The sequence below is a fragment of the Rahnella sp. AN3-3W3 genome (assembly GCF_003263545.1).
GTDB lineage: Bacteria > Pseudomonadota > Gammaproteobacteria > Enterobacterales > Enterobacteriaceae > Rahnella > Rahnella variigena.
Genome location: NZ_JYDG01000020.1, coordinates 56,045 through 82,027, shown reverse-complemented (window position 1 = coordinate 82,027; position 25,983 = coordinate 56,045). Strand labels below are relative to the sequence as shown.

Annotated in this window: 21 protein-coding genes, 1 other RNA gene and 1 pseudogene; 13 read left to right on the top strand and 10 right to left on the bottom strand. The window is 51.0% G+C overall.

Features of this window, described 5'->3' with window-relative positions:
* Positions 1-3 precede the first annotated feature (3 nt).
* From arnD to UC15_RS08005, 6 genes are all read left to right on the top strand, one after another.
* Positions 4-903 carry a 4-deoxy-4-formamido-L-arabinose-phosphoundecaprenol deformylase gene (gene arnD / locus UC15_RS08030; RefSeq protein ID WP_112287968.1) on the top strand — a complete coding sequence of 300 codons (900 nt, stop codon included), beginning with the start codon at positions 4-6 and terminating at the stop codon, positions 901-903.
* A complete protein-coding gene (arnT, locus tag UC15_RS08025; RefSeq protein ID WP_112287967.1) occupies positions 903-2,573 on the top strand; it encodes a lipid IV(A) 4-amino-4-deoxy-L-arabinosyltransferase in 1,671 nt (556 codons plus the stop codon). The genes arnD and arnT overlap by 1 nt, the downstream gene beginning before the upstream one ends.
* On the top strand, positions 2,570-2,902 hold the full coding sequence (arnE, locus tag UC15_RS08020) for a 4-amino-4-deoxy-L-arabinose-phosphoundecaprenol flippase subunit ArnE (protein WP_112287966.1): 333 nt from the start codon (positions 2,570-2,572) through the stop codon (positions 2,900-2,902). The genes arnT and arnE overlap by 4 nt, the downstream gene beginning before the upstream one ends.
* Positions 2,899-3,288: a 4-amino-4-deoxy-L-arabinose-phosphoundecaprenol flippase subunit ArnF gene (gene arnF, locus UC15_RS08015; protein WP_112287965.1), complete on the top strand. Its 390-nt coding sequence runs from the start codon at positions 2,899-2,901 to the stop codon at positions 3,286-3,288. The genes arnE and arnF overlap by 4 nt, the downstream gene beginning before the upstream one ends.
* A 155-nt stretch (positions 3,289-3,443) precedes the next feature.
* Positions 3,444-3,923, top strand: a complete 480-nt coding sequence (locus UC15_RS08010; RefSeq protein ID WP_112287964.1) for an NlpC/P60 family protein — start codon at positions 3,444-3,446, stop codon at positions 3,921-3,923.
* Between the two features lie 95 nt (positions 3,924-4,018).
* Positions 4,019-5,032, top strand: coding sequence for a lipoate--protein ligase A (locus UC15_RS08005; RefSeq protein ID WP_112287963.1), 1,014 nt, complete (start codon positions 4,019-4,021; stop codon positions 5,030-5,032).
* A gap of 47 nt (positions 5,033-5,079) precedes the next feature.
* Here UC15_RS08005 and UC15_RS08000 read toward each other — a convergent pair whose 3' ends face one another.
* Positions 5,080-5,679, bottom strand: a complete 600-nt coding sequence (locus UC15_RS08000) for a GNAT family N-acetyltransferase (RefSeq protein WP_112287962.1) — start codon at positions 5,677-5,679, stop codon at positions 5,080-5,082.
* A 477-nt stretch (positions 5,680-6,156) separates the two neighbouring features.
* Here UC15_RS08000 and UC15_RS07995 point away from each other — a divergent pair, with 477 nt between their 5' ends.
* Together UC15_RS07995 and UC15_RS07990 are read left to right on the top strand one after the other, a co-directional pair.
* The gene (locus UC15_RS07995; RefSeq protein ID WP_232829841.1) at positions 6,157-6,918 is read left to right on the top strand and encodes an EAL domain-containing protein; all 762 of its coding nucleotides are present in this window, start codon (positions 6,157-6,159) and stop codon (positions 6,916-6,918) included.
* A gap of 124 nt (positions 6,919-7,042) precedes the next feature.
* Positions 7,043-8,497, top strand: coding sequence for a protein adenylyltransferase SelO (locus tag UC15_RS07990; protein ID WP_112287961.1), 1,455 nt, complete (start codon positions 7,043-7,045; stop codon positions 8,495-8,497).
* Positions 8,498-8,551: 54 nt separating this feature from the next.
* Here the strand turns inward: UC15_RS07990 and UC15_RS07985 are convergent, their stop codons facing one another.
* The 6 genes from UC15_RS07985 to UC15_RS07960 all read right to left on the bottom strand — a co-directional run bounded on the left by UC15_RS07985 (position 8,552) and on the right by UC15_RS07960 (position 14,552).
* Positions 8,552-9,340 carry a heme ABC transporter ATP-binding protein gene (locus tag UC15_RS07985; RefSeq protein WP_112287960.1) on the bottom strand — a complete coding sequence of 263 codons (789 nt, stop codon included), beginning with the start codon at positions 9,338-9,340 and terminating at the stop codon, positions 8,552-8,554.
* Positions 9,333-10,361, bottom strand: coding sequence for a FecCD family ABC transporter permease (locus UC15_RS07980; protein WP_369964217.1), 1,029 nt, complete (start codon positions 10,359-10,361; stop codon positions 9,333-9,335). The genes UC15_RS07985 and UC15_RS07980 overlap by 8 nt, the downstream gene beginning before the upstream one ends.
* On the bottom strand, positions 10,358-11,188 hold the full coding sequence (locus UC15_RS07975) for a hemin ABC transporter substrate-binding protein (protein ID WP_112287959.1): 831 nt from the start codon (positions 11,186-11,188) through the stop codon (positions 10,358-10,360). The genes UC15_RS07980 and UC15_RS07975 overlap by 4 nt, the downstream gene beginning before the upstream one ends.
* Complete coding sequence (locus tag UC15_RS07970) at positions 11,185-12,219, bottom strand: hemin-degrading factor (protein ID WP_112287958.1); 1,035 nt, start codon at positions 12,217-12,219, stop codon at positions 11,185-11,187. The genes UC15_RS07975 and UC15_RS07970 overlap by 4 nt, the downstream gene beginning before the upstream one ends.
* A 336-nt stretch (positions 12,220-12,555) precedes the next feature.
* Positions 12,556-13,602 carry a 3-deoxy-7-phosphoheptulonate synthase gene (locus tag UC15_RS07965; RefSeq protein WP_112287957.1) on the bottom strand — a complete coding sequence of 349 codons (1,047 nt, stop codon included), beginning with the start codon at positions 13,600-13,602 and terminating at the stop codon, positions 12,556-12,558.
* Between the two features lie 128 nt (positions 13,603-13,730).
* Positions 13,731-14,552 (bottom strand): pyruvate, water dikinase regulatory protein, encoded by an 822-nt coding sequence (locus UC15_RS07960; RefSeq protein WP_112287956.1) that lies wholly within the window; start codon positions 14,550-14,552, stop codon positions 13,731-13,733.
* 520 nt (positions 14,553-15,072) lie between these two features.
* On the opposite strand from UC15_RS07960, the gene ppsA reads away from it, so the two are divergent.
* Positions 15,073-17,448 (top strand): phosphoenolpyruvate synthase, encoded by a 2,376-nt coding sequence (gene ppsA, locus UC15_RS07950; protein WP_112287954.1) that lies wholly within the window; start codon positions 15,073-15,075, stop codon positions 17,446-17,448.
* Between the two features lie 197 nt (positions 17,449-17,645).
* On the opposite strand, the gene rprA is transcribed toward ppsA, so the two are convergent.
* Together rprA and ydiK are read right to left on the bottom strand one after the other, a co-directional pair.
* Positions 17,646-17,754, bottom strand: an RNA gene (rprA, locus tag UC15_RS07945) — antisense sRNA RprA.
* 197 nt (positions 17,755-17,951) lie between these two features.
* Positions 17,952-19,049 carry an AI-2E family transporter YdiK gene (gene ydiK / locus UC15_RS07940; RefSeq protein WP_112287953.1) on the bottom strand — a complete coding sequence of 366 codons (1,098 nt, stop codon included), beginning with the start codon at positions 19,047-19,049 and terminating at the stop codon, positions 17,952-17,954.
* A gap of 404 nt (positions 19,050-19,453) precedes the next feature.
* Between ydiK and UC15_RS07935 the strand changes: the two genes are divergently transcribed.
* A complete protein-coding gene (locus tag UC15_RS07935; RefSeq protein ID WP_112287952.1) occupies positions 19,454-22,510 on the top strand; it encodes an FAD-binding and (Fe-S)-binding domain-containing protein in 3,057 nt (1,018 codons plus the stop codon).
* A 16-nt stretch (positions 22,511-22,526) separates the two neighbouring features.
* Entirely contained in the window at positions 22,527-22,946 is a 420-nt protein-coding gene (locus UC15_RS07930) for a hotdog fold thioesterase (RefSeq protein ID WP_112287951.1), read from the top strand.
* A gap of 127 nt (positions 22,947-23,073) precedes the next feature.
* Here UC15_RS07930 and UC15_RS07925 read toward each other — a convergent pair whose 3' ends face one another.
* Positions 23,074-23,478 carry a hypothetical protein gene (locus UC15_RS07925; RefSeq protein WP_112287950.1) on the bottom strand — a complete coding sequence of 135 codons (405 nt, stop codon included), beginning with the start codon at positions 23,476-23,478 and terminating at the stop codon, positions 23,074-23,076.
* Positions 23,479-23,935: 457 nt separating this feature from the next.
* Here UC15_RS07925 and sufA point away from each other — a divergent pair, with 457 nt between their 5' ends.
* Positions 23,936-24,307 carry a Fe-S cluster assembly scaffold SufA gene (gene sufA, locus UC15_RS07920; RefSeq protein WP_112287949.1) on the top strand — a complete coding sequence of 124 codons (372 nt, stop codon included), beginning with the start codon at positions 23,936-23,938 and terminating at the stop codon, positions 24,305-24,307.
* A gap of 51 nt (positions 24,308-24,358) precedes the next feature.
* Positions 24,359-25,895 (top strand): annotated as a pseudogene (gene sufB, locus UC15_RS07915) (Fe-S cluster assembly protein SufB).
* Positions 25,896-25,983: the final 88 nt, after the last annotated feature.

The window sequence follows — 25,983 nt, the reverse complement described above, 5'->3', positions numbered from 1 at the left end:
GACATGAAGAAAGTGGGTCTGCGCATTGATGTGGATACCTGGAGCGGCACCCGGGAGGGTGTCCCTCAGCTTCTGCAAACCCTTGCAAAACATAAAATTACCGCCAGTTTCTTCTTCAGCGTTGGCCCGGATAACATGGGGCGCCACTTGTGGCGCCTGCTTAAACCGCGCTTTCTGTGGAAAATGCTGCGCTCTAACGCTGCCTCCCTTTATGGCTGGGATATCCTGCTGGCGGGTACCGCCTGGCCGGGTAAACCCATCGCCCGTGACCTCGGGTATCTGATGAAAGAAACCGCAAAACGGGGCCACGAAGTCGGACTGCACGCCTGGGATCATCAGGGCTGGCAGGCGAAAGTCGGGAAATGGTCTGAGAAACAGCTGGAAGAACAAATCCGGCTGGGGCTGGATGCACTGGAAAAAAGCCTGGGTCATGACGTCGAATGTTCGGCAGTGGCAGGCTGGCGTGCGGATGAACGCGTCATAGAAGTGAAAGAGCGTTTTCATTTCTATTACAACAGTGATTGTCGCGGAACCCATCCTTTCCTGCCGGTGCTGGAAAATGGAACCCCGGGAACCGTACAAATTCCGGTGACGCTGCCGACTTACGATGAAGTGGCGGGCGGCGAAATTACGGCGGATAACTTCAACGATTTTATTCTTGATGCTATCGCCAAGGATACCGGCGTGCCGGTGTATACCATCCACGCCGAAGTTGAAGGAATGTCGCTGGCAACGCAATTTGATGAGTTACTGACCCGTGCTGCTGCACAGGGTATCCGGTTTTGCGCGCTGGGCGAGTTACTGCCGCAAGATCTCAGTACGTTGCCAAAAGGCAAAGTGGTTCGCGCCAGTTTCCCCGGTCGGGAAGGTTGGTTAGGCTGTCAGCAAGAAGGTTTGTCCTGATGTCGAAAACAATTAAAGGCGTATGGAGCACCATGATCCTGGTGTTCTTCGCGCTCGTTTACCTTGTTCCTCTTAATACCCGCCTGTTATGGCAACCAGATGAAACCCGATATGCCGAAATCAGCCGCGAAATGCTTCAGCGCGGCGACTGGGTTGTGCCTCATCTGCTCGGATTGCGCTATTTTGAAAAACCGGTGGCAGGTTACTGGTTTAACAATATCAGCCAGATGATTTTCGGTGACAGCAACTTTGCGGTGCGTTTTGGTTCAGTATTCAGCACTATGCTGAGCGCCATTCTGGTGTTCTGGCTAGCAAATCTGATGTGGCGTAATCGTCAGACCGCTTACACTGCCGTGTTGATCTACCTTTCCACCTTGCTGGTATTCAGTATCGGTACCTACAGCGTTCTTGATCCGATGATCACGCTTTGGATGACTGCGGCTATGGTAGCGACCTGGTTCTGCCTGCGGGTTTCGCGTACACCGCAAAAAGCCATGAGCTGGATAGCGCTTGGACTGGCCTGCGGTATGGGCTTTATGACCAAAGGGTTTCTGGCGCTGGCGCTGCCGGTGATTGCAGTTCTGCCGATTGTCTGGCGTGAAAAGCGTTTTAAAACCCTGTTTGGCTGGGGACCGCTGGCGGTTCTCAGTGCTGTGGTTCTCAGTCTGCCGTGGGTGCTGGCGATTGCGCGGCATGAACCTGATTTCTGGAATTACTTCTTCTGGGTCGAGCATATTCAGCGATTTGCAGAATCGGATGCCCAACATAAAGCGCCGTTCTGGTTCTATTTGCCGGTGATCTGTCTGGGCGTTCTGCCGTGGCTCGGTCTGTTGCCGGGTGCGCTGCGCCAGGGCTGGACTCAGCGCGTCATGCGCCCGGAGCTGTTCTTCCTGCTGAGCTGGGCGATTATGCCGCTGATCTTCTTCAGCATCGCTAAAGGTAAACTGCCGACTTACATTCTGCCGTGCATAGCGCCGATTGCCTTGCTGATGGCCGATCATCTTGAACAAATCCGGCAGTCAGGGAAGTTACGCGCGCTGAAAGCGAATGGCGTCATTAACATCATTTTTGGTGTTCTGATGGCAGTTGCTGTACTGGTGATATCCGGCATTCTGCCGTTCCACGTTAAAGCCGTCTTTACCCGTACTGAGTTGCCCCGCGCTCTGATCGGTATTCTCTGTTTTGCTGTGTGGGCGCTGGCAGGGGCAATGTCACTGACCAATGTGAAAAAACGCTGGTACTGGGGCGCTATCTGTCCGCTGGTATTGGCGCTGCTGGTCGGGCAGGCTATGCCGCAGAAAATTATAGATTCAAAACAACCTCAGGACTTTTTACAACAGCACAACGACCTGTTGCAGGACAGCCGTTTTATACTGGCAGATAATGTCGGCGTAGCCACTGCGGTTGCCTGGTCGCTGAAGCGCAGTGATATTCTGATGTTTGATGAAAAAGGCGAGCTGCAATACGGATTAAGTTATCCTGATGCTAAAGATAACTTTATTGATGCGGCTGGCTTCCCGGCATGGCTGCAGAAAGCCCGTCAGGAAGGAAATGTTTCTGTGATCCTCAGACTTGACCGCAATGCGCATGTGAAATCTACAATGCCGGCTGCTGACCAAACAGTGAAGTTTGATCGTCAGGCGATACTGTTCTACAAAAAACTGCCATGACCGGATTCCTTCTTGTGCTGGCAGTCAGTGTGATCACCTGTGCCGGTCAGCTTTGTCAGAAGCAGGCCGCTCAGGTGTCCGCTGACGGTCTGGCGCGCGTTCTGCGCTGGCTTGGGCTGGCGGTGCTTTCGCTTGGCATCGGCATGCTCTTGTGGCTGCGGGTGTTACAACTGCTGCCGCTGAGTCTGGCGTATCCGATGCTCAGTCTGAATTTTGTTCTGATCACATTGTGTGCCCGCTGGTTTTTCCATGAACACGTCGACGGACGCCACTGGTGTGGCGTCGCGTTAATCATGTCAGGGATTGCACTGATGAGTGTCAGCTTATGAAAGGCTATTTGTGGGGCGGGGCCAGCGTCTTACTGGTAACAGCAGCGCAGTTGCTAATGAAATGGGGGATGGTGCAGATCCCGTGGATTGCTCTGTCTGCCATTGACACCTCGTTTATTCTTAGCCATTTAAGCGCACTGACTGCCGTGTTTTTGGGGTTATGCGGGTATGTATTCTCGATGGGCTGCTGGTTCTTTGCCTTACGGCATTTGCCGCTCAATCGTGCTTATACCTTACTGAGTCTGAGTTATGCGCTGGTGTATATCGCGGCGGTAACCTTGCCCTGGTTCAATGAAAGCATCAGCTTAACCAAAACACTGGGCGGTTTACTTATCTTGTCCGGTGTCTGCCTGATCCACAGTAAACCTGTTAAAAAGTCTCAATGAATTTATTCTGAAACGATAAAAATCATCACAAAAGATTGGATGACGGATAAAATAACGCTAAATTCTATTAGTTCTTAGATAACGGCGACTTATCCGGCCCGCGTAAACCTTCGTGTTCCGGTGATGCCGTGACGCTATTGAGGAAGGAATGCACTATGCGCTGGTCGTCCGTATCCATGTATTCCCTGCTGGCTGTTGCCACGTTAATTCTTAACGGTTGCAGCAGCCACGCGCCACCGCCAAGTGGCCGGTTTGCTGATTCTATTACCGTGGTTGCCGAGCTTAATGACCAGCTCAGTCAATGGCACGGTGCGCCTTATCGCTATGGCGGTTTACAACCCAGCGGCGTGGATTGCTCGGGCTTTGTCTTTCGTACTTATCGCGATCGTTTTGGTGTGGTTTTGCCAAGAACGACGGCCGATCAAACGAAAATTGGCACAAAAGTTTCCCGTGATGAACTGCTTCCCGGCGATCTGGTTTTCTTTAAAACCGGCAGCGGGGAGAACGGCTTGCACGTCGGGATTTACGATACCGCAGACCAGTTTATTCACGCCTCAACCAGTCAGGGCGTCACGCGTTCTTCGCTCGATAACGTCTACTGGCGCAAAGTGTACTGGCAGGCTCGTCGTATCTGATACGGTATAAAACCCATTCCCCCTGATTTCACTGCGTATTTCATCCTGTTTTTTGCTGTTATTATCAGAGCAGACTCATTCAGGATGAATACGCGATGAAACCTCTCAGACTGTTACTTTCCGATTCTTACGATCCCTGGTTCAACCTTGCCGTAGAAGATTGCATTTTCCGCGAAATGACCACTCAGCGGGTGTTATTCCTCTGGCGTAATGCCGAAACCGTGGTGATCGGGCAGGCGCAAAATCCCTGGAAAGAATGTAATACCCGGAGAATGGAAGAAGACGGCATTCGCCTGGCGCGCCGCAGCAGCGGCGGTGGTGCGGTGTTTCATGATCTGGGCAATACCTGCTTTACGTTTATGGCGGGTAAACCGGAATATGATAAAAGTGTCTCGACCAACATTATCCTCGATGCCTTAAAACGTTTGGGGATAGATGCCAGCGCTTCCGGTCGCAACGATCTGGTGGTTCAGACCGCAGAAGGGGAGCGGAAAATCTCGGGGTCCGCTTACCGTGAAACAGCAGATCGCGGTTTTCATCACGGCACATTGCTGCTTAACGCTGATCTGAGCCGTCTGGCAAACTATCTCAATCCTGATGTCAAAAAGCTGCAGGCGAAGGGAATTACGTCAGTGCGCTCAAGGGTGGCGAATCTCAGTGAATTTGTACCGGACATCAACCACGAGCAGATTTGCGAAGCCGTTACTGCCGCTTTCTTTGACTGGTACGGGTCAAGTGTGGAACCGGAAATCATCTCACCGGATGTCTTCCCTGATATTCCGGGCTTCGCGGAGCGGTTTGCTAAACAAAGCAGCTGGGAATGGAATTTTGGCAAGGCACCGGCGTTCAGCCATCTGCTGAACGAGCGTTTTGTCTGGGGCGGCGTGGATATTCACTTTGACGTTGAAAAAGGCAGTATCAGCCGGGCGCAGATTTTCACAGACAGCCTGAACCCTGCGCCGTTACTGGCCTTAGCCGATGTGCTGGTCGGTACGCGCTATCATGCGCAGGATGTGGGGAAAACGTGCCAGGAAATCATTGAGCAGAATCCCGCGATGCGGGCAGAACTGACCGAACTGCAATCCTGGCTGATGCGTTGTATTCAGTAAGTTTGAATCCCGGAGATGGCCCTTCTTGTGCGTTTCCGGGGAATATTTTAGCCACGGCTCAGCTTGTGTTGCAGGCTTCTCTTCACCATCAGCCATTCATGGTCAATGATGGAAAACACCACGGTGTCACGATAGCTGCCGTCAGCATTTTTGCTGTGATTGCGTAAGACGCCATCCTGTTTAGCCCCCAGGCGGGTAATTGCTGCACGTGATTTATGATTATGCCAGTGAGTCCTGAATTCGACGGCAATCGCCTGAAGGTGTTCAAACGCATACTCCAGCATCAGTGCCTTACATTCGGTATTCACAGAGGTTCGCTGGAAACGTTGCGCATACCAGGTAAACCCAATTTCCAGCCGGTGATTTTTTACATCGGCGTTGGAAAATCGCGTCGTGCCGATGACTTTCCGGGTTTCGTTATGGACAACAACGAACGGCAAAGCGCGTCCTGCCGCCTGTTCATTCAGGGCATCATCAATATACTTTCCAACCGTATCCGGGCGCGGGACTGAAGTAAACCACAGTTCCCATAATTCGCCATCGGCAGCGGCTTCAGCCAGTGCATCTGCATGGTCATGACGTAAGGGATGCAAACTGATTGTACGGCTTTTCAGAACCGTTTCTTTTAACCATAACGCGACTGACATTTTATAATAACCTCTGGTTTTTTTACTGGATTAGAGGAGTGACAGAGTCTGGAGTAGAGACTTCAATTGCAGGCGGATGGCTTGCGCCATATCTATTAAGACACTATAACCATTAACTAAAATAGTTGAATACGACTCTCCCCGGGCAATAGCGCAATGAGTGACCATTAATTTGTCTAAATATGTCTGATAGCACTCACGCTGCACGTTGCGTGTTTTCCCTGCTGACGATAAGATTAGTCTGAACCCCCTGTATTGACTGACATATCCCTCAAATTAGAAGGTGAGAAAGGGGAATCACATCTTGCAACGCTTTATTACGCAGTTATCAGCACCCTGGTCGCTTTTTACTGACAACCGGGCTGGCTCTTTCTTGATATCAATTTCTCTGACGTTTCGGTTACGCCTCGGGGCTCCGGCATCTTTATGATCTGATTGATAGTCAAAAAGGTTATCAATCAATTAGCAGTGCCGTTGATGTTTTGGATAAAAATGAAAATACAATTCGATACGGCCTTTAACAGTAGCTATCTGTGTCAGCCGGTCTACACCATTGAAGGGAAATTGCTTGCCGTAGAATTAATTTGCCGCTTTTCCAGTGCAGACAGCAAGCTGGTTATGCCCACAGAACTGGTGTTAAACCTTCTCACACCACCGCAATTACTGCGTTTTCTCAATGAACAACAAGTCTGGGCGGATCAGCATGCCCAATGGTTTAACGATAATCAGGTTATTTTGAATATCAGTGTTGAAGAAAAGCAGGTGGCTTTATTACTCGCAGATGAAAATCTCCGTGAGGCTTTTAAAGCACACCCCTTTATTCATCTCAATCTGAGTGAATCATTTTCGCAGCTTTCTCAGGGCAGAAACAACATTCAACTGGTTGCACTAAAACAAGATTTTACCCTGTGGCTGGAGAACTTTGGCTCCGGGAATATTACGATGGCGCCGATTTTCGATCATCTTTTTCAGTGGGTGAAACTGGATAAAAACCTCTTCTGGCAACTTTATGAAGGTGAACATTTTACGATCGTGATGCCGTCATTAATCCGTAATGTAAACCGTTTTTGCCGCAATATTGTAGTGGACGGGCTGGACAGCCAGGAGTATTTCGATGCATTGCATAAAAAGGATATAAAGGGCGTAAAAGGCCTGTTGTGGCCAGGCGTTGATCCCGCTGAGATGGACAGCCTGCTTAACCGGCCTGTTCAATTTCACTCATCGTCACTGCCGTCTTGATATTCAGGATCCCGGTCAGCACCTGCTGTATCGGGATTTTTCATCCCGGGCGTCGGTAATCTCCCTGCATTTACTCCGTGTTAATCACGACGGAGCAGACCTACACTAAAGAAAAGGGGGATTTATGCCACAATTCGAACACCATTATGCAGACCAACTGCCCGGTTTTTACACCGCGCTGCAACCGACGCCACTAAAAGGTGCGCGTCTGCTTTACCATAGCGAGTCGCTGGCGCAGGAGCTGGGGCTGGATGAATCTCTTTTCGGCGCTGACCACCGCGAATACTGGTGCGGTGAGAAAATCTTTCCGGGCATGCTGCCTTTGGCACAGGTCTACAGCGGGCATCAGTTTGGTGTCTGGGCTGGGCAGCTGGGTGACGGGCGTGGCATTCTGCTCGGGGAACAGGTTTTGCCTGGCGGAAAGCGTTTTGACTGGCACCTGAAGGGCGCCGGACTGACGCCGTATTCGCGCATGGGTGATGGTCGCGCAGTATTACGGTCCGTCGTCCGTGAGTTTCTGGCTTCAGAAGCGCTGCATCATTTATCGATTCCAACCACCCGCGCATTGACGATTGCAACAAGCGATGAGCCTGTATTTCGCGAACAGCCGGAGCGCGGTGCGATGCTGATCCGCGTGGCTGAAAGCCATATTCGTTTCGGGCATTTCGAGCATTTCTATTACCGTAAACAGCCGGAACAGGTGAAGCAACTGGCCGATTATGTCATTGCTCATCATTGGCCGGAATTGCTGGAAAGTGAACCGGTTGAATCTTTGCTTTATCAGCGCTGGTTTACGGAAGTGGTGGAACGCACCGCCAGTTTGATGGCGCAATGGCAAAGCGTTGGATTCGCTCACGGTGTGATGAATACCGACAATATGTCTATTCTCGGGCTGACTATCGATTATGGTCCGTTCGGCTTTCTGGATGATTATCAGCCGGGTTACATCTGTAATCATTCTGATCATCAGGGGCGTTACAGCTACGATAATCAACCTGCCGTAGCCTACTGGAACTTGCACCGGTTGGCGCAGACGCTGTCCGGTCTGATGACTACGGAACAGTTACAGGCGGCGCTCGGTGAGTATGAACCGGCGCTGATGAAAACGTACGGTACACTGATGCGAGGAAAGCTGGGCTTCTTTACCGAGAATAAACAGGACAACGACCTGCTGACCGGTCTGCTGAGCCTGATGGCGAAAGAGGGCAGGGATTTCACCCAAACCTTCAGGTTGTTAAGTCATACTGAGCAACAACAGGCCCGCTCGCCGCTGCGGGATGAATTTATTGATCGTGAGGCTTTCGACAGCTGGTATCAGGCTTATCGCCAGCGCCTGCTGACGGAGGAAGTGGCTGACGCGACGCGCCAGGGCGCGATGAAACAGTGTAATCCGAGAATTATTTTAAGGAATTATCTGGCGCAGCAGGCCATTGAACGTGCCGAAAAAGATGACATCAGTGCGCTGACTCAACTGCATCAGGCGTTGCGCGATCCATACAGTGACGCGCCGCAATATGACGCGATGGCGGCACTGCCGCCGGACTGGGGAAAGCATCTGGAAATATCCTGCTCGAGCTGACCAAAAAAGCCACAAAGCAACATGCCTTGTGGCTTTTTCCTTTCTGCAGGGCACTTACTGGCGCAGGAAAACCTGAGGCAACGCGGTGTCCGGATGCGGACAGACGTTTAAATCGGCCTGATACCAGCGACTCAGCGTTTCTTCGCTCAGCACCTGAGCCGGTGTCCCGCTTGCGACCACTTTCCCGCTGTGCAACAAAATAATCCGGTCGGCATACAATGCGGCAAGATTTAGATCGTGCAAGACACAGCATACGGCCAGCGGTGTCTGTTGGGTCAGATGACGTAACAGGCGCAGCGCATGTTGCTGATGATATAAATCGAGCGCTGAAGTCGGTTCATCGAGAAACAGCCAGCGCGGGGCAGGCTCAGGTTGCCAAAGCTGGATTAATACCCGTGCCAGCTGAACGCGCTGTTGTTCACCGCCGGATAGCTGGCGATAGTCACGCTCAGCCAGATTCAGACAGCCTGTCTGCGTCATCACCTCTGCCAGCGCGCGCTGCATATTTTGCTGGCCGTGGGGCGAACGCCCGAGTGTCAGCACTTCGCGGACACTAAATCCGAAAGCCAGCGTACTGTTCTGGCGCATTACCGCACGTGTGCGTGCCAGTTCTTGTGGCTGCCAGTCGTTCAGCGGTTTGCCCATCATCGAACATTGTCCTGACTGGGGTGACAGATAACCGGTCAACATCCGCATCAGGGTCGATTTACCGGCACCGTTTGGCCCGATCAGCGCCACCATTTCGCCGCTTTCCAGACTCATCGAAACGTCATCAATCAAACGCCTGCCGTTGACAGAATACGTCAGGTTTTCAGCCATCATAGATGAGGAAATATCAGACATTGCGTGGCACTCCCGGACGCAGGATCAGCCAGAGAAAATACGGACCGCCGATCAAACTGGTCAGCAGTCCCACAGGCATTTCTGCAGGAGCAACCAGTGTACGCGCGAGCGTGTCCGCCAGTAACAACAGGCAGGCTCCGGCCATGGCTGAACCGGGCAACAGCCAGCGGTGATCGGCACCAATACGCATTCGTAAAAGATGCGGGATAACCAGCCCGATAAAACCGATAACGCCCGAAACCGCCACCGCGGCACCGACCAGCAATGCGCTCAGCAGCAACAACTGCAACTGGGTACGGCGGACATTCACGCCCAGATAATGCGCATCTTCCTCCCCCAGTTGCAGAATGTTCAGACGGCGTGCCATGAACAACGCGGCAATGCAGGCAGGCAGGATCAGCGAAGAAGCAACGGCCAGTGTCGGCCATTGTGCTTGTCCCAGACTGCCCATGCTCCAGAGCGAGAACTGACGCAACTGCTGATCATCACTGACATAAGTCAGCACGCCTACGGCTGCGCCGCACAGTGCATTGATGGCGATCCCCGCCAGTAATAAACGCGATAACCCGCCATGCCCGAAACGGCTCAGGGTGAAGACAATAGCTGAAATCGCCAGACTGCCGAAGAAAGCGCTGATCATATGGCTGTAGAGAGCCAGAAGCGGCGGCAGGGCGAGCGGCATGACAATCGTTAGTGCAACCGCCAGCGCTGCACCGCTGCTGATCCCAAGCAGTCCAGGATCTGCGAGGGGATTGCGAAAAAGCCCCTGCATTACCGCACCGGAGCTGGCGAGCGCACAGCCGACCATCACAGCCAATAACACTCTTGGCAAGCGTATGCTCAGCCAGACCTGCCAAAGGTCATCGTCAAAAGGACGCGAAATTAACGTCCTGAGCGACAATGCCATCGCGCCGGTATTGGCCGCCAGAATAGCCAGTACCAGCAGAGCACCGCCGAGTCCGATCAGCGCCCAAACCGGCGAGCGGCGTCGTGATGGCATTGGGGGGCTCATGCTGCTCATTTCGCTTGTTCCGCCGCCTGACGAAGTTGCGCCATCACGGCCGGAGTTTGCAGACCAAAGCCCAGCAGCGACATATCATCAAGTACTAAAACGCGTTTGTTCTTGCCAGCAGGCGTCATCGCCACACCCGGTAATTTCCACACCTGATCCAGCCCGCCGAGCGTTTTGACACCGTCCGCGGTCAGCAGAAGAATATCCGGCGCACTTGCAATCACCCCTTCCTGAGAAAGCGGGCGGTAGCGGCTAAATCCCTGCATGGCATTTTTTGCGCCGACGGACGTGATCATCGCATCCGCCGCGGTATTTTGTCCCGCCGCCATGGAAGACATGCCACCGTGGCTCATTACAAACAACATTTTCACCGGCAGCGCATCATGACGAATGGTCGAAAGCTGTGAACGATAAGTGGTGATTAGTTTCTCCCCTTCAGCCTGACGGTTGAGGGCTGCGGCGATTACTTCAATTTTCTCAGGCACGGTATTGATAGAAGGGGTACCCGGCACACGGACAATTTTCACGCCATTTTGTGATAACTGTTGCAACACCAGCGAAGGTTCAGCCAGTTCACTGCTCAGTACCATTGAAGGATGCATTGATAAAATGCCTTCGGTATTTAGCTGGCGCATATAACCCACATCCGGCAGCGCCAGAGCTGCCTTCGGACGCAGACTGGTGCTGTCTCGCGCCACCAGTTCATTGCCAGCGCCGAGGGCGTAAACAATTTCAGTGACGTCTCCGCCGATAGTGACCAGTTTTTCGGCCGCATGTAGCAAAGGTGCTGCCAGCAGAGTGCTGGCAGCTAACAGGGCTTTCAGCGAGAGTTTCATGCTGCAACGCCTTCGCCACTGAGCTGAGCCAGCTGCTCGCGCCACTGAGTCTGTTCAGGCGTGCCTTTGGTACGCTGTCCGTAAAGCTGGGCAATCTGGGTACCATCGGCAGCAAACAATTCCAGACTGGTGACGAAACCGTCTTTGGTTGGCTTACGGGTTATCCAGCTTTGTGCGATGGCGCTTTCTACCAGATGCAGCGTGAAGCGTTCATTGAATACGTTGATCCACTCACCGTGCGGCATCACTTTTTCAATCTGGCCGGTGAAGATCTGCACACAGCCACGGTTGCCCACGAAAATCATAATTTCGTTTTGGTCTTCTTTGGCGATGTTCAGCAAACGGGTCAGGGAACCATTTTCCACGCGCCATGCCAGGTCTTCGCCGACCGCTTCAAAGGCCTGCTGACGGCTGATGTCATGGCGTTTCAGCAACTGGAAGAACTGATGAACGTCAGTCATAGCGCGCCAGTCTGCATCGATAGCACTGGCATCAGCCGCTTTCCGGGCGGGAGTCGATGGCGCAGCTTCAATCTGCAATGGCGGATTGACGTCGGTTTTGTATTGCGCAATCAGCGCGTCCCAGGCCGCCATATCGGTTTCATCGGTGTTATAGACTTTATGCACTGCATCGCCGTGAGCATCAAAACACTGAATACTGTGGCGAACGCCACGAGCCGTGTTTTCAGACATACTGAAAATATGCTGCCAGTGTTGCAGGAACAGGCGCAAATCCAGTGCGCGCGGGTTCAGAATCAGGCCTGCATGACCACTCAGATGCTGGTTCTCATAACGACCTTGTTGTTCATGAACGGCAAAATCATTGCGGGTAATCGATTTTGTTCCACCGACATTTTCCAGAGCAGCCAGCAATGTGCGGGCATCAACATCAAGTCGTGCGGCATCATGGGAAACACGTAATGCAGTTAATTCTGCCTCACTGATAGCCAAAATTTCCGCCAGATCGCGGGCATATTTACCCGGGTTCGCGTCTTTAGCCTGTAAATAATCCTGATAGTGAACTGAATGCATTGCTGTCTCCTCGTTAGCCTAAGTCACCCGCCCGCTGGCTGGTAAAAACTCGCGATGTTATGTGAATGATTTGTAATAAATTCGGGTCAGTAGCCCGTTAACTTACACTTGGTAATGGGAATTAATATCAATTTGATAATCATTATCAAATCATTGCAAGAACACATCAAGAAAATTTTTGTTGATGGAATGTAATTTTTGCCAGGTAACCCTTTAATGTAAGAGGGATAGTGCAGTATTTACAGAGTGAAAAACGCAGGGGTCAGGAAGACGCGGCGAACCGCAGGCATAAAAAAGGGCAACGAAGTTGCCCTTGGAAAGGTTGCCAGAAAGTGATCAGAACCGGCTGTCAGTGGCCTCAGCCAGCATCGACAACAGGGTTTCAGTATCTTCCCAGCTCAGGCAAGGGTCAGTCACTGATTTGCCATAAACCAGCGGTTTACCAGGATGAATCGCCTGAGTGCCTTCTATCAGGAAACTTTCCGCCATAATACCGGCAATCGCTGAAGAACCACTGCGGATCTGCTGGCAAATATCTTCTGCCACATCCAGCTGACGGCGGTGCTGTTTCTGACAGTTGCCGTGGCTGAAGTCGACCACCAGACGCTGCGGTAAATCAAACTCAGCCAGATTCTGGCAAGCCTGCTCCAGATCCTCTGCATGATAGTTGGGCTTTTTACCGCCACGCATGATCACGTGGCCATAAGGGTTGCCTGCGGTGCGATAAATAGTCATCTGACCGCTTTTATCCGGTGACAGGAACATGTGGCTGGTACGTGAAGAACGAATGGCATCAATGGCGATACGCGTATTGCCGTCGGTACCATTTTTAAAGCCAACAGGGCAAGACAGTGCTGACGCCATTTCACGGTGGATCTGGCTTTCTGTGGTGCGTGCGCCTATCGCGCCCCAGCTGATGAGGTCAGCGATATACTGTCCGATCACCATATCCAGGAATTCGGTGGCAGTCGGAATACCCAGCTCATTGACGGCCAGCAGGACTTTGCGCGCCAGCTCTATACCGTCATTAACACGGCACGAACCGTTAAGCTCAGGATCAGAAATTAATCCTTTCCAGCCGACAACGGTACGAGGTTTCTCAAAATAGGTGCGCATCACGATTTCAAGGCGATCCTGATACTTGTCACGTAATACGCGTAGTTTTCCCGCGTAATCAATCGCCGCTACAATATCGTGGATAGAGCAGGGACCGACGACAACCAGCAAGCGCTGATCTTCGCCACTGACAATTTTTTCAATCCGTTTACGTGATTCCATCACGTGTTGTGCGACCGACGGGGAAATTGGCAATTTGTCTGCCAGTGCCTGAGGCGTAATCAGGCTGTCGATGCGCGTCGTACGCAGTTCATCTGTTTGTGACATGGTGCTCTCGAAAATTTGTTTCTTCTCTGCGGCAGGAATACCGGGAAGTGATGTCGATCACAATAACCCAAAAACAGATGAATTCAACCACTGTCAGCAGGATATGCCACCCAAATCAGGAAATGGATTCAGAACATACGACGGCTCATACCGAAGCTGTCCATAATCTTCGCTGATATCTCCTCAACGGAATAATTCGTACTGTTGAGATAGCGTATTTTGTTCTTGCGAAACAGCGCCTCAACTTCCGACACTTCCATCCTGCACTGGCGTAAGGAGGCATAACGGCTGTTTTCAACGCGCTCTTGCCGGATAGCGGTCAGACGCTCCGGATCAATCGTCAGGCCAAAAAGTTTATGCATATGCGGTTTTAGTGCTGCTGGCAACTGGATGTTGTCCATATCGTCAGCAGTAAAAGGGTAGTTAGCCGCCCGGATCCCAAACTGAAGTGCAAGATACAGGCTGGTCGGAGTTTTACCGCAGCGGGAGACGCCCAGCAAAATCACCTGTGCCTGATCGAGATTACGCAGGGAAATGCCATCGTCGTGTGCCAGTGTGTAATCAATAGCGGCAATACGCGCATCGTACTTGGTGATGTTGCTGGCCGTCAGACCGTGGGTTCTGTTGGCAATGGGCGTGGGGTCGACACCCAGCTCATTTTGCAGAGGCGCCACCAGCGACTGCACTATATCCTGGCAGAATCCTTCACTGCCCTGAATGATATCGCGGATGTTGGGCGAAATAATCGAGTAAAACACCAGCGGACGGGCTCCGGTTTTCTCAAAAATTTCATTGATCTGTTTGCAGACAGCTCTCGCACGTTCCTCACTTTCTACAAAAGGTAACGAGTAAGTGGTCGCATTGACAGGGAATTGAGAAAGCACCGCATGGCCCAAAACCTCTGCTGTAATCGCAGTACCATCGGAAATGTAAAACACGCATCTGTCCACAAATGACTCCTGAATTAAATCACTTCATTTTATTTATTAGCGCCGATCTCTTGGTGCTTATTAAGTAATAACCAGAATTGAAGGAAATAAAAAGAGTAATTCCTCCCCATTTCCATCTTATCTTCATTGCTGCGAGATACTGCGCAAAATGGCTGTGATAAATGAAATGCCATTTTAAATTTTCCGCGATCCCTCGCAGGTTTTTGATTTGCTTCAGCACAACTTCAGCAGCCCTGTTAGCATGAATCACAGACCAGGGGCAGAGATAACTTCTTCATGATTCATAAGGGATAATGCTCATTCCCCCTTGGTAACAAAAATGCTGACGCTGGATTTTTCCTAAACAAAAATAGTTTGATTTGCTGGAACGATTCACCTGTCCATCTTCTATGGATCATTATGCTAGTCTCAAAAAGACAGCGTTGTTTAATGACACAAAAAGTGTTTCAGGCAACCGTTGAATAACCGGTTTTACACTCCTGTTGACTATTACTGTAAATAAATAAGAAAGGATTGTTTCATGGCTCATCTCGATCCCGATTTACGCAATGTTATCTGGTACAACCAACTGGGTATGAACGACGTTGATAAAGTCGGGGGCAAGAACGCATCCCTCGGGGAAATGATCACCAATTTGTCCGATTTGGGTGTTTCCGTTCCGAACGGTTTTGCAACGACGTCTCAGGCATTTAATGATTTTCTCGATCAGAGCGGCGTAAACCACCGTATCCATGAATTGCTGGATAAAACGGATGTGGACGACATCGCGCAACTGACCAAAGCGGGCACGCAAATCCGTCAGTGGATCATTGAGACGCCATTCCAGCCAGAACTCGAGCAGGCTATCCGCGAGGCTTATCAGCAGCTTTCTGAAGGCGAGCCGGAGGCTTCTTTCGCTGTGCGTTCATCGGCAACGGCAGAAGATATGCCCGATGCGTCTTTTGCCGGGCAGCAGGAAACTTTCCTGAACGTTCAGGGATTTGATGCAGTCATGACTGCCGTGAAACATGTTTATGCTTCTCTCTTTAACGACCGCGCCATTTCTTATCGTGTGCATCAGGGCTACGACCACCGCGGTGTGGCGTTATCTGCCGGTGTCCAGCGTATGGTGCGTTCAGACCTCGCCGCAGCTGGCGTGATGTTTACAATCGATACTGAATCGGGTTTTGATCAGGTGGTCTTTATCACTTCTGCCTACGGTCTGGGTGAAATGGTGGTGCAGGGGGCGGTGAATCCCGACGAGTTCTATGTACATAAGCCGACGCTCGAAAAGAACAAACCGTCGATTGTTCGTCGCACCATGGGCTCAAAGAAAATCCGCATGGTTTATGCACCAAGCCAGGAGCACGGCAAGCAAGTCCAGATTGAAGATGTGCCAGCCGAACTGAGCACCCGATTCTCCCTGACTGATGAAGAAGTGCAGGCGCTGGCGCGTCAGGCGATACTGATCGAAAAACATTATGGCCGCCCGATGGATATCGAATGGGCTAAAGATGGTCATAACGGCAAACTCTATATTGTGCAGGCGCGTCCTGAGACCGTACGTTCAAACGGTCAGGTGATGGAACGTTACCAGCTCAATGGCAGCAGCAAAGTGTTGGTGGAAGGACGTGCAATTGGTCACCGCATCGGTGCGGGGCCCGTTAAGATCATCCACGACATCAGCGAAATGCATCACGTTAAGGCAGGCGACATCCTGGTGACCGATATGACGGATCCCGATTGGGAGCCGATCATGAAAAAGGCATCAGCCATCGTGACTAACCGCGGCGGTCGTACCTGTCACGCTGCGATTATTGCCCGTGAACTGGGCATCCCTGCTGTTGTCGGTTGCGGAGACGCCACCGAGAAACTCACCGAAAATCAGAAAGTCACGGTTTCCTGTTCAGAAGGTGATACCGGATATGTGTATCAGGATGAACTGGATTTCAGTGTCCAAAGTTCTGAAATCGATGAGCTGCCAAAATTACCGCTGAAAATCATGATGAATATCGGTAATCCGGATCGTGCTTTTGATTTCGCCTGCTTACCGAATGAAGGAGTCGGGCTGGCGCGTCTGGAATTTATCATCAACCGCATGATTGGCGTGCACCCAAAAGCCTTGCTGGAGTTTGACCAGCAGCCGGCTGAATTGCAGGAAACCATCAATAAGATGATCCAGGGCTATGACAGCCCGCGCGAATATTATGTGGCACGCCTGACGGAAGGGATCGCTACGCTCGGCGCGGCTTTCTGGCCAAAACGCGTCATTGTTCGTTTGTCTGATTTCAAATCAAACGAGTATGCCAATCTGGTAGGCGGCGAGAAGTATGAACCGCATGAAGAAAACCCGATGCTCGGTTTCCGCGGTGCTGGCCGTTATGTATCAGACAATTTCCGCGATTGTTTTGCACTGGAATGCGAGGCAATGAAACGCGTGCGTAATGACATGGATCTCACAAACGTTGAGGTGATGATTCCGTTTGTACGTACGGTAGCGCAGGCGGAAGCCGTGGTCGCCGAACTGGCAAATCAGGGACTTAAGCGCGGCGAAAACGGGCTGAAAGTTATCATGATGTGCGAAATTCCGTCGAATGCTTTACTGGCGGATCAGTTCCTCGAACACTTTGATGGATTCTCGATTGGCTCGAATGACATGACTCAGCTTGCTCTGGGGCTGGATCGTGATTCCGGAGTGGTTTCTGAACTCTTTGATGAGCGAAATGACGCCGTCAAAGCGTTGCTGTCGATGGCAATCAAAGCCGCGAAAAAGCAGGGCAAGTATGTCGGCATCTGCGGGCAGGGCCCCTCAGATCATCAGGACTTTGCGCAATGGCTGATGGATGAGGGAATCGACAGTCTGTCGCTGAATCCGGATACAGTTGTACAAACCTGGCTGGCGTTAGCAGAAAAGTAAATCGATTCATAAAGCAATTCCTACCACATAAAATAAAGGCTGTCACTCATGGGTGATGGCCTTTTCATTTTGTGCAAAAGGACTGAAAAATATTTATATCAGGAAGGAGAAAACAGAAAAACGAAGGTTTTTAGCGGGTGGTTTTATCAGGTAATAATTAAAAATCACAGGAGAATGAAGTTAGCGGACAATAAATAAAAAAAAAAGGCCCGTCATAAGACAGGCAAAGACTACACACAGCAATTTGGGGTATACCGGCTCAGGGGAAAGCCTGTATATAAATCAGTGAGTTGACATCCGAACTGTTAATAATACTAAGTTTCCCAAGGTATTTAGTCTGTAAGAATTCTCCTAATAGAGTTTATTCTCATACTATTTAGTGAGGGCAGTTATTGAGGCGCGGATGGGGGGTAAAATAGGGAGTAGAGGAAAGGAATAAAATAACGGCGCAGCCACATTCAATTTTATGGGCAACGCCGTCAGAAAGTTACTTAATGAAGAGTTTATTCATCCAGTGCTTTTAAGGCTTCTTCCGGATCCATCTCTGGTTCAGGGGCTTCATGCACCCAGAGGGAAATCAGGCGATACGATACGGCCAGTACCACCGGTCCAATGAACAGCCCGATCATACCGAAGGCAAACAATCCCCCGATAACACCAGAGAGAATCAGCAACATAGGTAAATCTGCACCCATGCGGATCAGAACCGGACGCAGTACGTTATCAAGTGACCCGACCACGCAACTCCAGACCAGAAGCACTGTGCCCCAGGTATTGTCGCCGGACCAGTAAAGCCAGATGATTGCCGGTATCAGTATCAGCAACGGACCGATTTGCGCAACGCAGCAAACGAACATCACAACGGTGAGCACGGTAGCATAAGGGATGCCCGCAATCGCCAGCCCGATACCGCCGAGAATTGACTGCACAATGGCGGTTACGACTACGCCTAAAGCCACAGCGCGGATGGCCTGACCGGCCAGAATAACGGCAGCGTCACCGCGTTCTGCGGCCAGACGAATGGCAAAGTGGCGGATCCCTAAAGCAACTTGTTCGCCACGGCTGTACAACAAGGCACTGAATAACAGCATCAGCGAACAGTGGACAATAAACCGTCCAAGATGACCGGCCTGAGTGACAAACCACGCGGCTGTTTGTCCGACATACGGCTGAACCTTGGTCACCAGCGCATTCCCGCCGCCGTTAATCAGCGCGTGCCAGCCGGTATACAGTTTATGACCCACCAGCGGAATGGAATTAAGCCAGTGGAAATCAGGCATATGCAATGAGGAAGGATGACTGGCGATTTCAACCAGAGGCGCTCCATTTTCAATTGCACTGCTGACCAGCATCGCAATAGGCAGAACAAATAATAAAATCAGTAACAAAGTCATGATGATGACGGCAAGGAACCGGCGTCCCCAAAGCAGCCGCTGGAGCTTGATCATCAGCGGCCATGTCGCGATAACCACCATGCCTGCCCAGACAAACCCAAGAATAAAGGGCTGAACGATCCAGATACTGGCGATGGTCATCAGTGCAATAAACAACACCCCAAACATAATCTGAGGTAAATCGTAACGTTTAATTGGGAGATTCATTCATGTTTCTCAATGTGATAAACCAAGTAAGGCACGAACCCTGTGCCTCCATACTTTGTATTTCAAACGCGGGATATTAAATCCAGGGTAGTCAAAATTCAGTGTGCGCATGATCCCGCGTGTCCATGATCAGTGTGTTCAAAATCCAGCCTGTCTGAAATAAGCATGGAACATCCGGCTGCTTTTGGATAGCTCGCCGCAAGATTAGTTGCAAAGCGTTGTGCTGATACGCGATTTTTGCGATTCATCATGAAAGTAATGCAACAAACGGCAACCAGACGGAGCGCGGAAAAACGAAGTATGTTAGTTTTTATTCTGGGTAAATAACAGGTGGATCTGCAACTCAGATCCGGCAGGTCGCCTCGGGCCCGCCAGGCATACAACAAAGACAGAGTCATAATTCAATGATCCCACAGATTTCTCAGGCGCCGGGTGTCATCCAGCTGGTGCTCGATTTTTTGGAAGCGTTAAAAAAGAACGGTTTTACGGGTGATGTCACGACAACTTATGCAGACCGGCTGACGATGGCGACAGATAACAGCGTCTATCAGTTGTTGCCGGATGCTGTCTTATTCCCGATCGCCACGTCAGACGTGGCACTGATTGCCCGTCTTGCAGGGCAGGAACGTTTTAAAACGCTGGTATTCACTCCGCGCGGTGGCGGTACCGGTACCAACGGTCAGTCGCTGAACCGCGGCATTGTGGTTGATATGTCCCGTCATATGAACCGCATTCTCGATATCAATACAAAGCAGGGCTGGGTAAAAGTTGAAGCCGGTGTGATTAAAGATCAGCTCAATGATTATCTGCGCCCGTTGGGGTATTTCTTCTCGCCGGAACTCTCGACCAGTAACCGCGCCACGCTCGGCGGGATGATCAATACCGATGCCTCCGGGCAGGGCTCGCTGGTGTACGGTAAAACCTCAGATCACGTGCTTGGCGTCCGGGCCATTGTGCTTGGCGGCGACATGCTGGATACCACGGCGATCCCGACAGAGCTTGCAGATAAACTGGGCGAAGAAGATTCGGTTATCGGGCGGATTTACCGCACGGTGCTCGACAGCTGCCGCGACAACCGTGCGCTGGTAATAGAGAAATTCCCAAAACTTAACCGTTTCCTGACCGGATACGATTTGCGTCATGTGCTGAGTGATGACCTGCAAACCTTCAATCTGACACGAATTCTGACCGGCTCAGAAGGCTCGCTGGCCTTTATTACTGAAGCCCGTCTGAACATCACCCCAATCCCGAAAGTGCGTCGTCTGGTCAACATCAAGTATGACTCTTTCAACTCGGCCCTGCGCAACGCACCTTTTATGGTGGAAGCGAAAGCCCTGTCAGTAGAAACCGTTGACTCAAAAGTGCTGAATCTGGCGCGTGAGGATATTGTCTGGCACAGCGTACGTGACTACATCACGGATGTTGAAGGCAAAGATATGCAGGGGCTTAACATTGTTGAGTTCGCCGGCGATGATGCTGATCTCATCGAAAGCCAGGTGAGCGCATTGTGTGAGCGTCTCGACGGGCTGATGAGTGACAAAGAAGGCGGTGTGATTGGTTATCAGATTTGCGCCGATCTGCCTGGCATAGAGCGCATCTATAACATGCGTAAAAAAGCCGTCGGGCTGCTGGGCAATGCGAAAGGGCAGGCTAAACCATTGCCATTTGCCGAAGACACTTGTGTTCCGCCTCAGCATCTGGCGGATTACATCGTCGAATTTCGGGCGCTGCTCGACAGCCATCATCTGAGCTACGGAATGTTTGGTCACGTGGATGCGGGCGTATTACACGTACGTCCGGCGCTGGATATGTGCGATCCGCAGCAGGAAATGTTGCTCAAGCAAATTTCCGATGAAGTCGTCGCACTGACGGCAAAATATGGCGGGCTGCTGTGGGGCGAGCATGGAAAGGGTTTCCGTGCCGAATACAGTCCGGCTTTCTTTGGTGAAGAATTGTTCCATGAGTTACGCCGGATCAAAACCGTGTTCGACCCGGACAACCGCCTCAACCCAGGTAAGATCTGTGCGCCGCTGGATTGCGATGAACCGATGATGAAAGTGGATGCGGCGAAACGCGGCACACTGGATCGCCGTATTCCGCTGGAAGTTCGTCAGTCATTCCGCGGTGCGATGGAATGTAACGGCAACGGGTTATGTTTCAATTTCGATGTGAAAAGCCCGATGTGCCCGTCGATGAAAATCACCGGCAGCCGCATTCATTCGCCTAAAGGTCGCGCAGGTCTGGTGCGCGAATGGCTGCGTCTGCTGTCAGAACAGGGCGTTGATCCGCTCGCGCTGGAAAATGCGCTGCCTGAAAAAGGGCTAAGTTTCCGCACCCTGATTGACCGCACGCGTAACACCTGGCACGCCAATAAAGGTGAATATGATTTTTCGCATGAAGTGAAAGAGGCGATGTCAGGCTGTCTGGCCTGTAAAGCCTGTTCCACACAGTGTCCGATTAAAATTGATGTTCCCGGGTTCCGATCGCGGTTCCTGCAGCTTTATCACACACGATATCTGCGTCCTGCTCGTGATCACTTTGTGGCCGGCGTGGAAAGCTACGCACCGCTGATGGCGAAAGCACCGAAGTTGTTTAATTTCTTCCTCAAACAACCCTGGGTGCGTGAAATGAGCCGGAAAAGTATTGGCATGGTGGATTTACCTTTACTCTCTTCTCCGACATTGCGCGAGCAGCTACTTGGACATCGCGCCAGTACGATGACGCTGGAGCAACTTGAAGCCATTTCTCCCGCGCAGCGTGGCGAATACGTGTTGGTAGTTCAGGATCCGTTCACCAGTTTCTATGATGCGCAGGTGGTGGCTGATTTTGTCCGGCTGATTGAGAAGCTTGGCCTCAAACCTGTTCTGTTGCCATTCTCTCCGAACGGTAAAGCGCAGCACATTAAAGGCTTCCTCACTCGTTTTGCGAAAACAGCGAAGAAAACGTCGCTGTTCCTCAACCGTGTTTCGCAATTAGGAATGCCGATGGTCGGCGTCGACCCGGCGCTGGTGCTGTGTTATCGCGATGAATATAAGGAGATCCTGGGCGAGTCGCGTGGCTCATTCCAGGTACAACTGGTGCATGAATGGCTTGATGCGTGGCTGGCTGAACGCCCGGCACAGCAGCAAAGCGGCGAATCCTGGTATCTGTTTGGTCACTGTACGGAAAGTACGGCGTTGCCAAACAGCGGCAAGCAATGGGGTGATATTTTTGCCCGCTATGGCGCGAAGCTGGAAAACGTCAGTGTCGGCTGCTGCGGAATGGCCGGGACGTACGGCCATGAAACTAAAAATCTTGAGAACTCTCTGGGGATTTACGAGCTTTCCTGGCATACCTCTTTGCAGCGGTTGCCGCGCCAGCGCTGTCTGGCAACCGGTTATTCATGCCGCAGTCAGGTCAAACGTATTGAGGGGAACGGTGTACGCCATCCCTTACAGGCTTTGCTGGAAATCATTCCCTGACCATTAAGGAAGCATTATGTCACTCTGGAAACGCAGTACCACGCTGGATGCCCTGAATCAGCGCAGTCAGGGATGTATGGTCGGGCACGTGGGAATAGAATTTACCCAGCTGGGCGAGGATTTTCTTGAGGCGACCATGCCCGTGGATAGCCGCACGACACAACCTTTTGGCCTGCTGCATGGCGGGGCATCGGTGGTTCTGGCGGAAACCATGGGATCGATGGCAGGCTATTTGTGTTGCGAAGGCAGCCAGACGGTGGTCGGCGTGGAGATTAACGCCAGCCATATGCACTCAGCACGCGAGGGACATGTGCGCGGTGTGTGTCATGCATTGCGCGCAGGGCGCCGCAGCCAGGTCTGGCAAATCGAAATTTTTGATGAGAAAGGAAATCTTTGCTGCGTGTCGAGGCTGACCACGATGGTGATTGATCACTGAGACAGGCCCTGTCAGTTATCTTGATTCCTCAGTTATCTTGAGTCGTGTTTCAGAGAAGGGCGGATACATTAATCATGTGTCCGCCTTTTTATTTGGCTTAAAAATGGCGTAACACATTGAAATTAAGTCAAAGCTGGAAAGGGACGCGTTTCGCAAAGTCAGTTTGAAATGCCGTTGCTTTTTCCCAGATGCCCATCATGGCATAATACTGACAAATGAGTTTTAACGTATGCCGCGCAAAATGATAACTCTGAACACGAAAGAGCTCACAGCGGACAACACTGTTGATTTCCAGAATCAGGCGGTTGTGCAATTTGCATAGCGCATGCAGATAGCTGTGATCATCGCCGTTTTGCAGGCACAGGTTAGCCATTTCCAGACAAATGTTGTTGAAGCGTTTGAGCTGACATAAATGTGCATCAGGACGTCGTAAGGCCGCATCAGCCATGTAGAAATCCACTGTGGCATCGCGGACATTCGATTTGTATTCGTCGATCTTGCCTTGCAACCACGCATTTACCGATTGAGCCATTCTCAGTATTCCGGGTTATCTGAATGATAATCATTATCAAAGAATGACCATCATATTGGCAAAAAATGACCGGATCAACGTTTTCATCGGGTTTTTTTCATTTTGTTGTGCGAAAGCAGATAAGCAAAAAGAGCTTTAATTTTTCGGTTGTGGCGAATTCATAAATAGGCATTTCCGATGAATGTTTTATAATAGACACAATGAAAGCTATTAACCCGCAATGTTTATAAGGTTAATTTTAATTTTTAACAAAAAATTGACAATTTATTCAATCAGTTGATGGTTGCGGTGTTCAAGACCCGCCAGCGACCAGGTGTTAACCCGATGCACATTGAGCGACTTTCCTCATGGGCAATCGCTATACCCTCTTAAAACAAGAGGTTGAAGTGGTACCTGTTATCACTAGAATAGAGACAATAGGTCTTGTCTATGACCGTAAAATTACGAGGTAAGACAGATGCAAACTGAAACTGTCGGCTCTTTCTCTTTAGACGACAACGTATGGCAAGGTGTGAGCCTGACTGATTCTGCCGCAAAACAGATTAATACTCTGATGGCGCAGGATCCTGAGGTCAAAGGTCTCCAGCTCTCGGTGAAGCAATCGGGCTGTGCCGGCTTTGGCTACGTTCTGGATTTAACCAAACAACCAGCCAGTGATGATCTGGTGTTTGAACATGACGGCGCTTTGCTGTTTGTTCCGCTGAAGGCCATGCCTTTCATCGACGGAACTGAGGTAGATTTTGTCCGTGAAGGACTGAATCAGATATTTAAATTCAATAATCCTAAAGCTCAGCATGCCTGCGGGTGTGGCGAAAGTTTCGGCCTGTAAGAAACGGCTTTCAGTTTTTAAGATTATTGTAAACAAAGCGATGTAACCAACATGTCACGAAGCAACGTAGAAATTCCAGATGATGTGCAGTCTTGGGTCGGCGAGGGAACGAACTATAAAGAAGGGTTCTTTACCCAGCTTGCAACCGATGAATTAGCATCAGGCATCAACGAAGATGTGGTGCGTGCCATTTCCGCGAAGCGTAATGAGCCTGAGTGGATGCTGGAGTTCCGTCTGCAGGCTTATCATGCCTGGTTGAAAATGGAAGAACCGCACTGGCTCAAAGCGTATTACACGCCTCTTGATTACCAGGATTACAGCTATTATTCCGCGCCATCATGTGGCAGCTGCGATGATACCTGTGGTTCTCAGCCTGGTGCCACGCAGCAACCTCCGGAAAATTCTCACAGCATTCCTGCGCTTGATGGCGCTCTTGACAATAAAAACTACCTCACCAGTGAAGTAGAAAAAGCTTTTGAGCAGCTGGGTGTTCCGGTTCGTGAAGGCAAAGAAGTGGCGGTCGATGCAATTTTCGACTCCGTTTCTGTCTCCACGACTTACCGTGAAAAGCTGGCGGAATCAGGCGTCATTTTCTGCTCATTCGGTGAAGCCATTCACGAATACCCTGATCTGGTGCGCAAATACCTCGGTACAGTGGTGCCTGCGCAGGATAACTTCTTCGCCGCACTGAATGCTGCCGTTGCTTCTGATGGTACCTTTGTTTATGTGCCAAAAGGCGTGCGTTGCCCGATGGAACTGTCGACTTATTTCCGTATCAACGCGGCGAAAACCGGCCAGTTTGAACGTACTATTCTGATTGCCGATGAAGGCAGTTACGTGAGTTACATCGAAGGGTGTTCGGCGCCAGTTCGTGATACCTACCAGCTGCACGCGGCGGTGGTGGAAGTGATTCTGCACAAAGATGCGGAAGTGAAATATTCCACCGTCCAGAACTGGTTCTCCGGCAGCAAAGACAGCAGCGGCGGCATTCTGAACTTCGTGACCAAACGCGCATTGTGCGAAGGCGCGGGTTCGAAAATGTCCTGGACGCAGTCTGAAACCGGCTCAGCGATCACCTGGAAATACCCAAGCGTTATCCTCAAAGGCGATAACTCTATCGGTGAATTTTTCTCGGTTGCACTGACCAGCGGCAAACAGCAGGCGGATACCGGCACCAAAATGATTCACATTGGTAAAAATACCAAAGTCGACCATTATCTCCAAAGGTATCTCTGCGGGTCACAGCCAGAACAGCTATCGCGGTCTGGTTAAGATCCTGCCAAGTGCAGAAAATGCGCGTAACTTTACGCAGTGTGACTCGATGCTGATTGGCGCGGACAGCGCAGCGCATACCTTCCCGTATGTCGAAGTGCGTAACAATACTGCGCAGCTGGAACACGAAGCCACAACGTCAAAAATCGGCGATGACCAGCTGTTCTACTGTCTGCAACGTGGTATCAGCGAAGATGACGCGATTTCCATGATTGTTAACGGTTTCTGTAAAGATGTCTTTTCCGAGCTGCCGCTGGAGTTCGCTGTCGAAGCACAGAAACTGCTGGCCATCAGTCTTGAACATAGCGTCGGTTAATTCGCCGACGTTTTTCCTGCCGGTGTAGCGTGGTGTGACGTCAGCACAGGGCAGGTTTTAGTTCAGCACAGTCAAAGCATAAACAGAA

What these genes read in the sequence shown, in the direction of transcription:
- arnD (WP_112287968.1), top strand. Translation starts at nt 4, where the DNA reads ATGAAGAAAGTGGGTCTGCGCATTGATGTGGATACCTGGAGCGGCACC.
- arnT (WP_112287967.1), top strand. Translation starts at nt 903, where the DNA reads ATGTCGAAAACAATTAAAGGCGTATGGAGCACCATGATCCTGGTGTTC.
- arnE (WP_112287966.1), top strand. Translation starts at nt 2,570, where the DNA reads ATGACCGGATTCCTTCTTGTGCTGGCAGTCAGTGTGATCACCTGTGCC.
- arnF (WP_112287965.1), top strand. Translation starts at nt 2,899, where the DNA reads ATGAAAGGCTATTTGTGGGGCGGGGCCAGCGTCTTACTGGTAACAGCA.
- UC15_RS08010 (WP_112287964.1), top strand. Translation starts at nt 3,444, where the DNA reads ATGCGCTGGTCGTCCGTATCCATGTATTCCCTGCTGGCTGTTGCCACG.
- UC15_RS08005 (WP_112287963.1), top strand. Translation starts at nt 4,019, where the DNA reads ATGAAACCTCTCAGACTGTTACTTTCCGATTCTTACGATCCCTGGTTC.
- UC15_RS08000 (WP_112287962.1), bottom strand. Translation starts at nt 5,679, where the DNA reads ATGTCAGTCGCGTTATGGTTAAAAGAAACGGTTCTGAAAAGCCGTACA.
- UC15_RS07995 (WP_232829841.1), top strand. Translation starts at nt 6,157, where the DNA reads ATGTTTTGGATAAAAATGAAAATACAATTCGATACGGCCTTTAACAGT.
- UC15_RS07990 (WP_112287961.1), top strand. Translation starts at nt 7,043, where the DNA reads ATGCCACAATTCGAACACCATTATGCAGACCAACTGCCCGGTTTTTAC.
- UC15_RS07985 (WP_112287960.1), bottom strand. Translation starts at nt 9,340, where the DNA reads ATGTCTGATATTTCCTCATCTATGATGGCTGAAAACCTGACGTATTCT.
- UC15_RS07980 (WP_369964217.1), bottom strand. Translation starts at nt 10,361, where the DNA reads ATGAGCAGCATGAGCCCCCCAATGCCATCACGACGCCGCTCGCCGGTT.
- UC15_RS07975 (WP_112287959.1), bottom strand. Translation starts at nt 11,188, where the DNA reads ATGAAACTCTCGCTGAAAGCCCTGTTAGCTGCCAGCACTCTGCTGGCA.
- UC15_RS07970 (WP_112287958.1), bottom strand. Translation starts at nt 12,219, where the DNA reads ATGCATTCAGTTCACTATCAGGATTATTTACAGGCTAAAGACGCGAAC.
- UC15_RS07965 (WP_112287957.1), bottom strand. Translation starts at nt 13,602, where the DNA reads ATGTCACAAACAGATGAACTGCGTACGACGCGCATCGACAGCCTGATT.
- ppsA (WP_112287954.1), top strand. Translation starts at nt 15,073, where the DNA reads ATGGCTCATCTCGATCCCGATTTACGCAATGTTATCTGGTACAACCAA.
- ydiK (WP_112287953.1), bottom strand. Translation starts at nt 19,049, where the DNA reads ATGAATCTCCCAATTAAACGTTACGATTTACCTCAGATTATGTTTGGG.
- UC15_RS07935 (WP_112287952.1), top strand. Translation starts at nt 19,454, where the DNA reads ATGATCCCACAGATTTCTCAGGCGCCGGGTGTCATCCAGCTGGTGCTC.
- UC15_RS07930 (WP_112287951.1), top strand. Translation starts at nt 22,527, where the DNA reads ATGTCACTCTGGAAACGCAGTACCACGCTGGATGCCCTGAATCAGCGC.
- UC15_RS07925 (WP_112287950.1), bottom strand. Translation starts at nt 23,478, where the DNA reads ATGGCTCAATCGGTAAATGCGTGGTTGCAAGGCAAGATCGACGAATAC.
- sufA (WP_112287949.1), top strand. Translation starts at nt 23,936, where the DNA reads ATGCAAACTGAAACTGTCGGCTCTTTCTCTTTAGACGACAACGTATGG.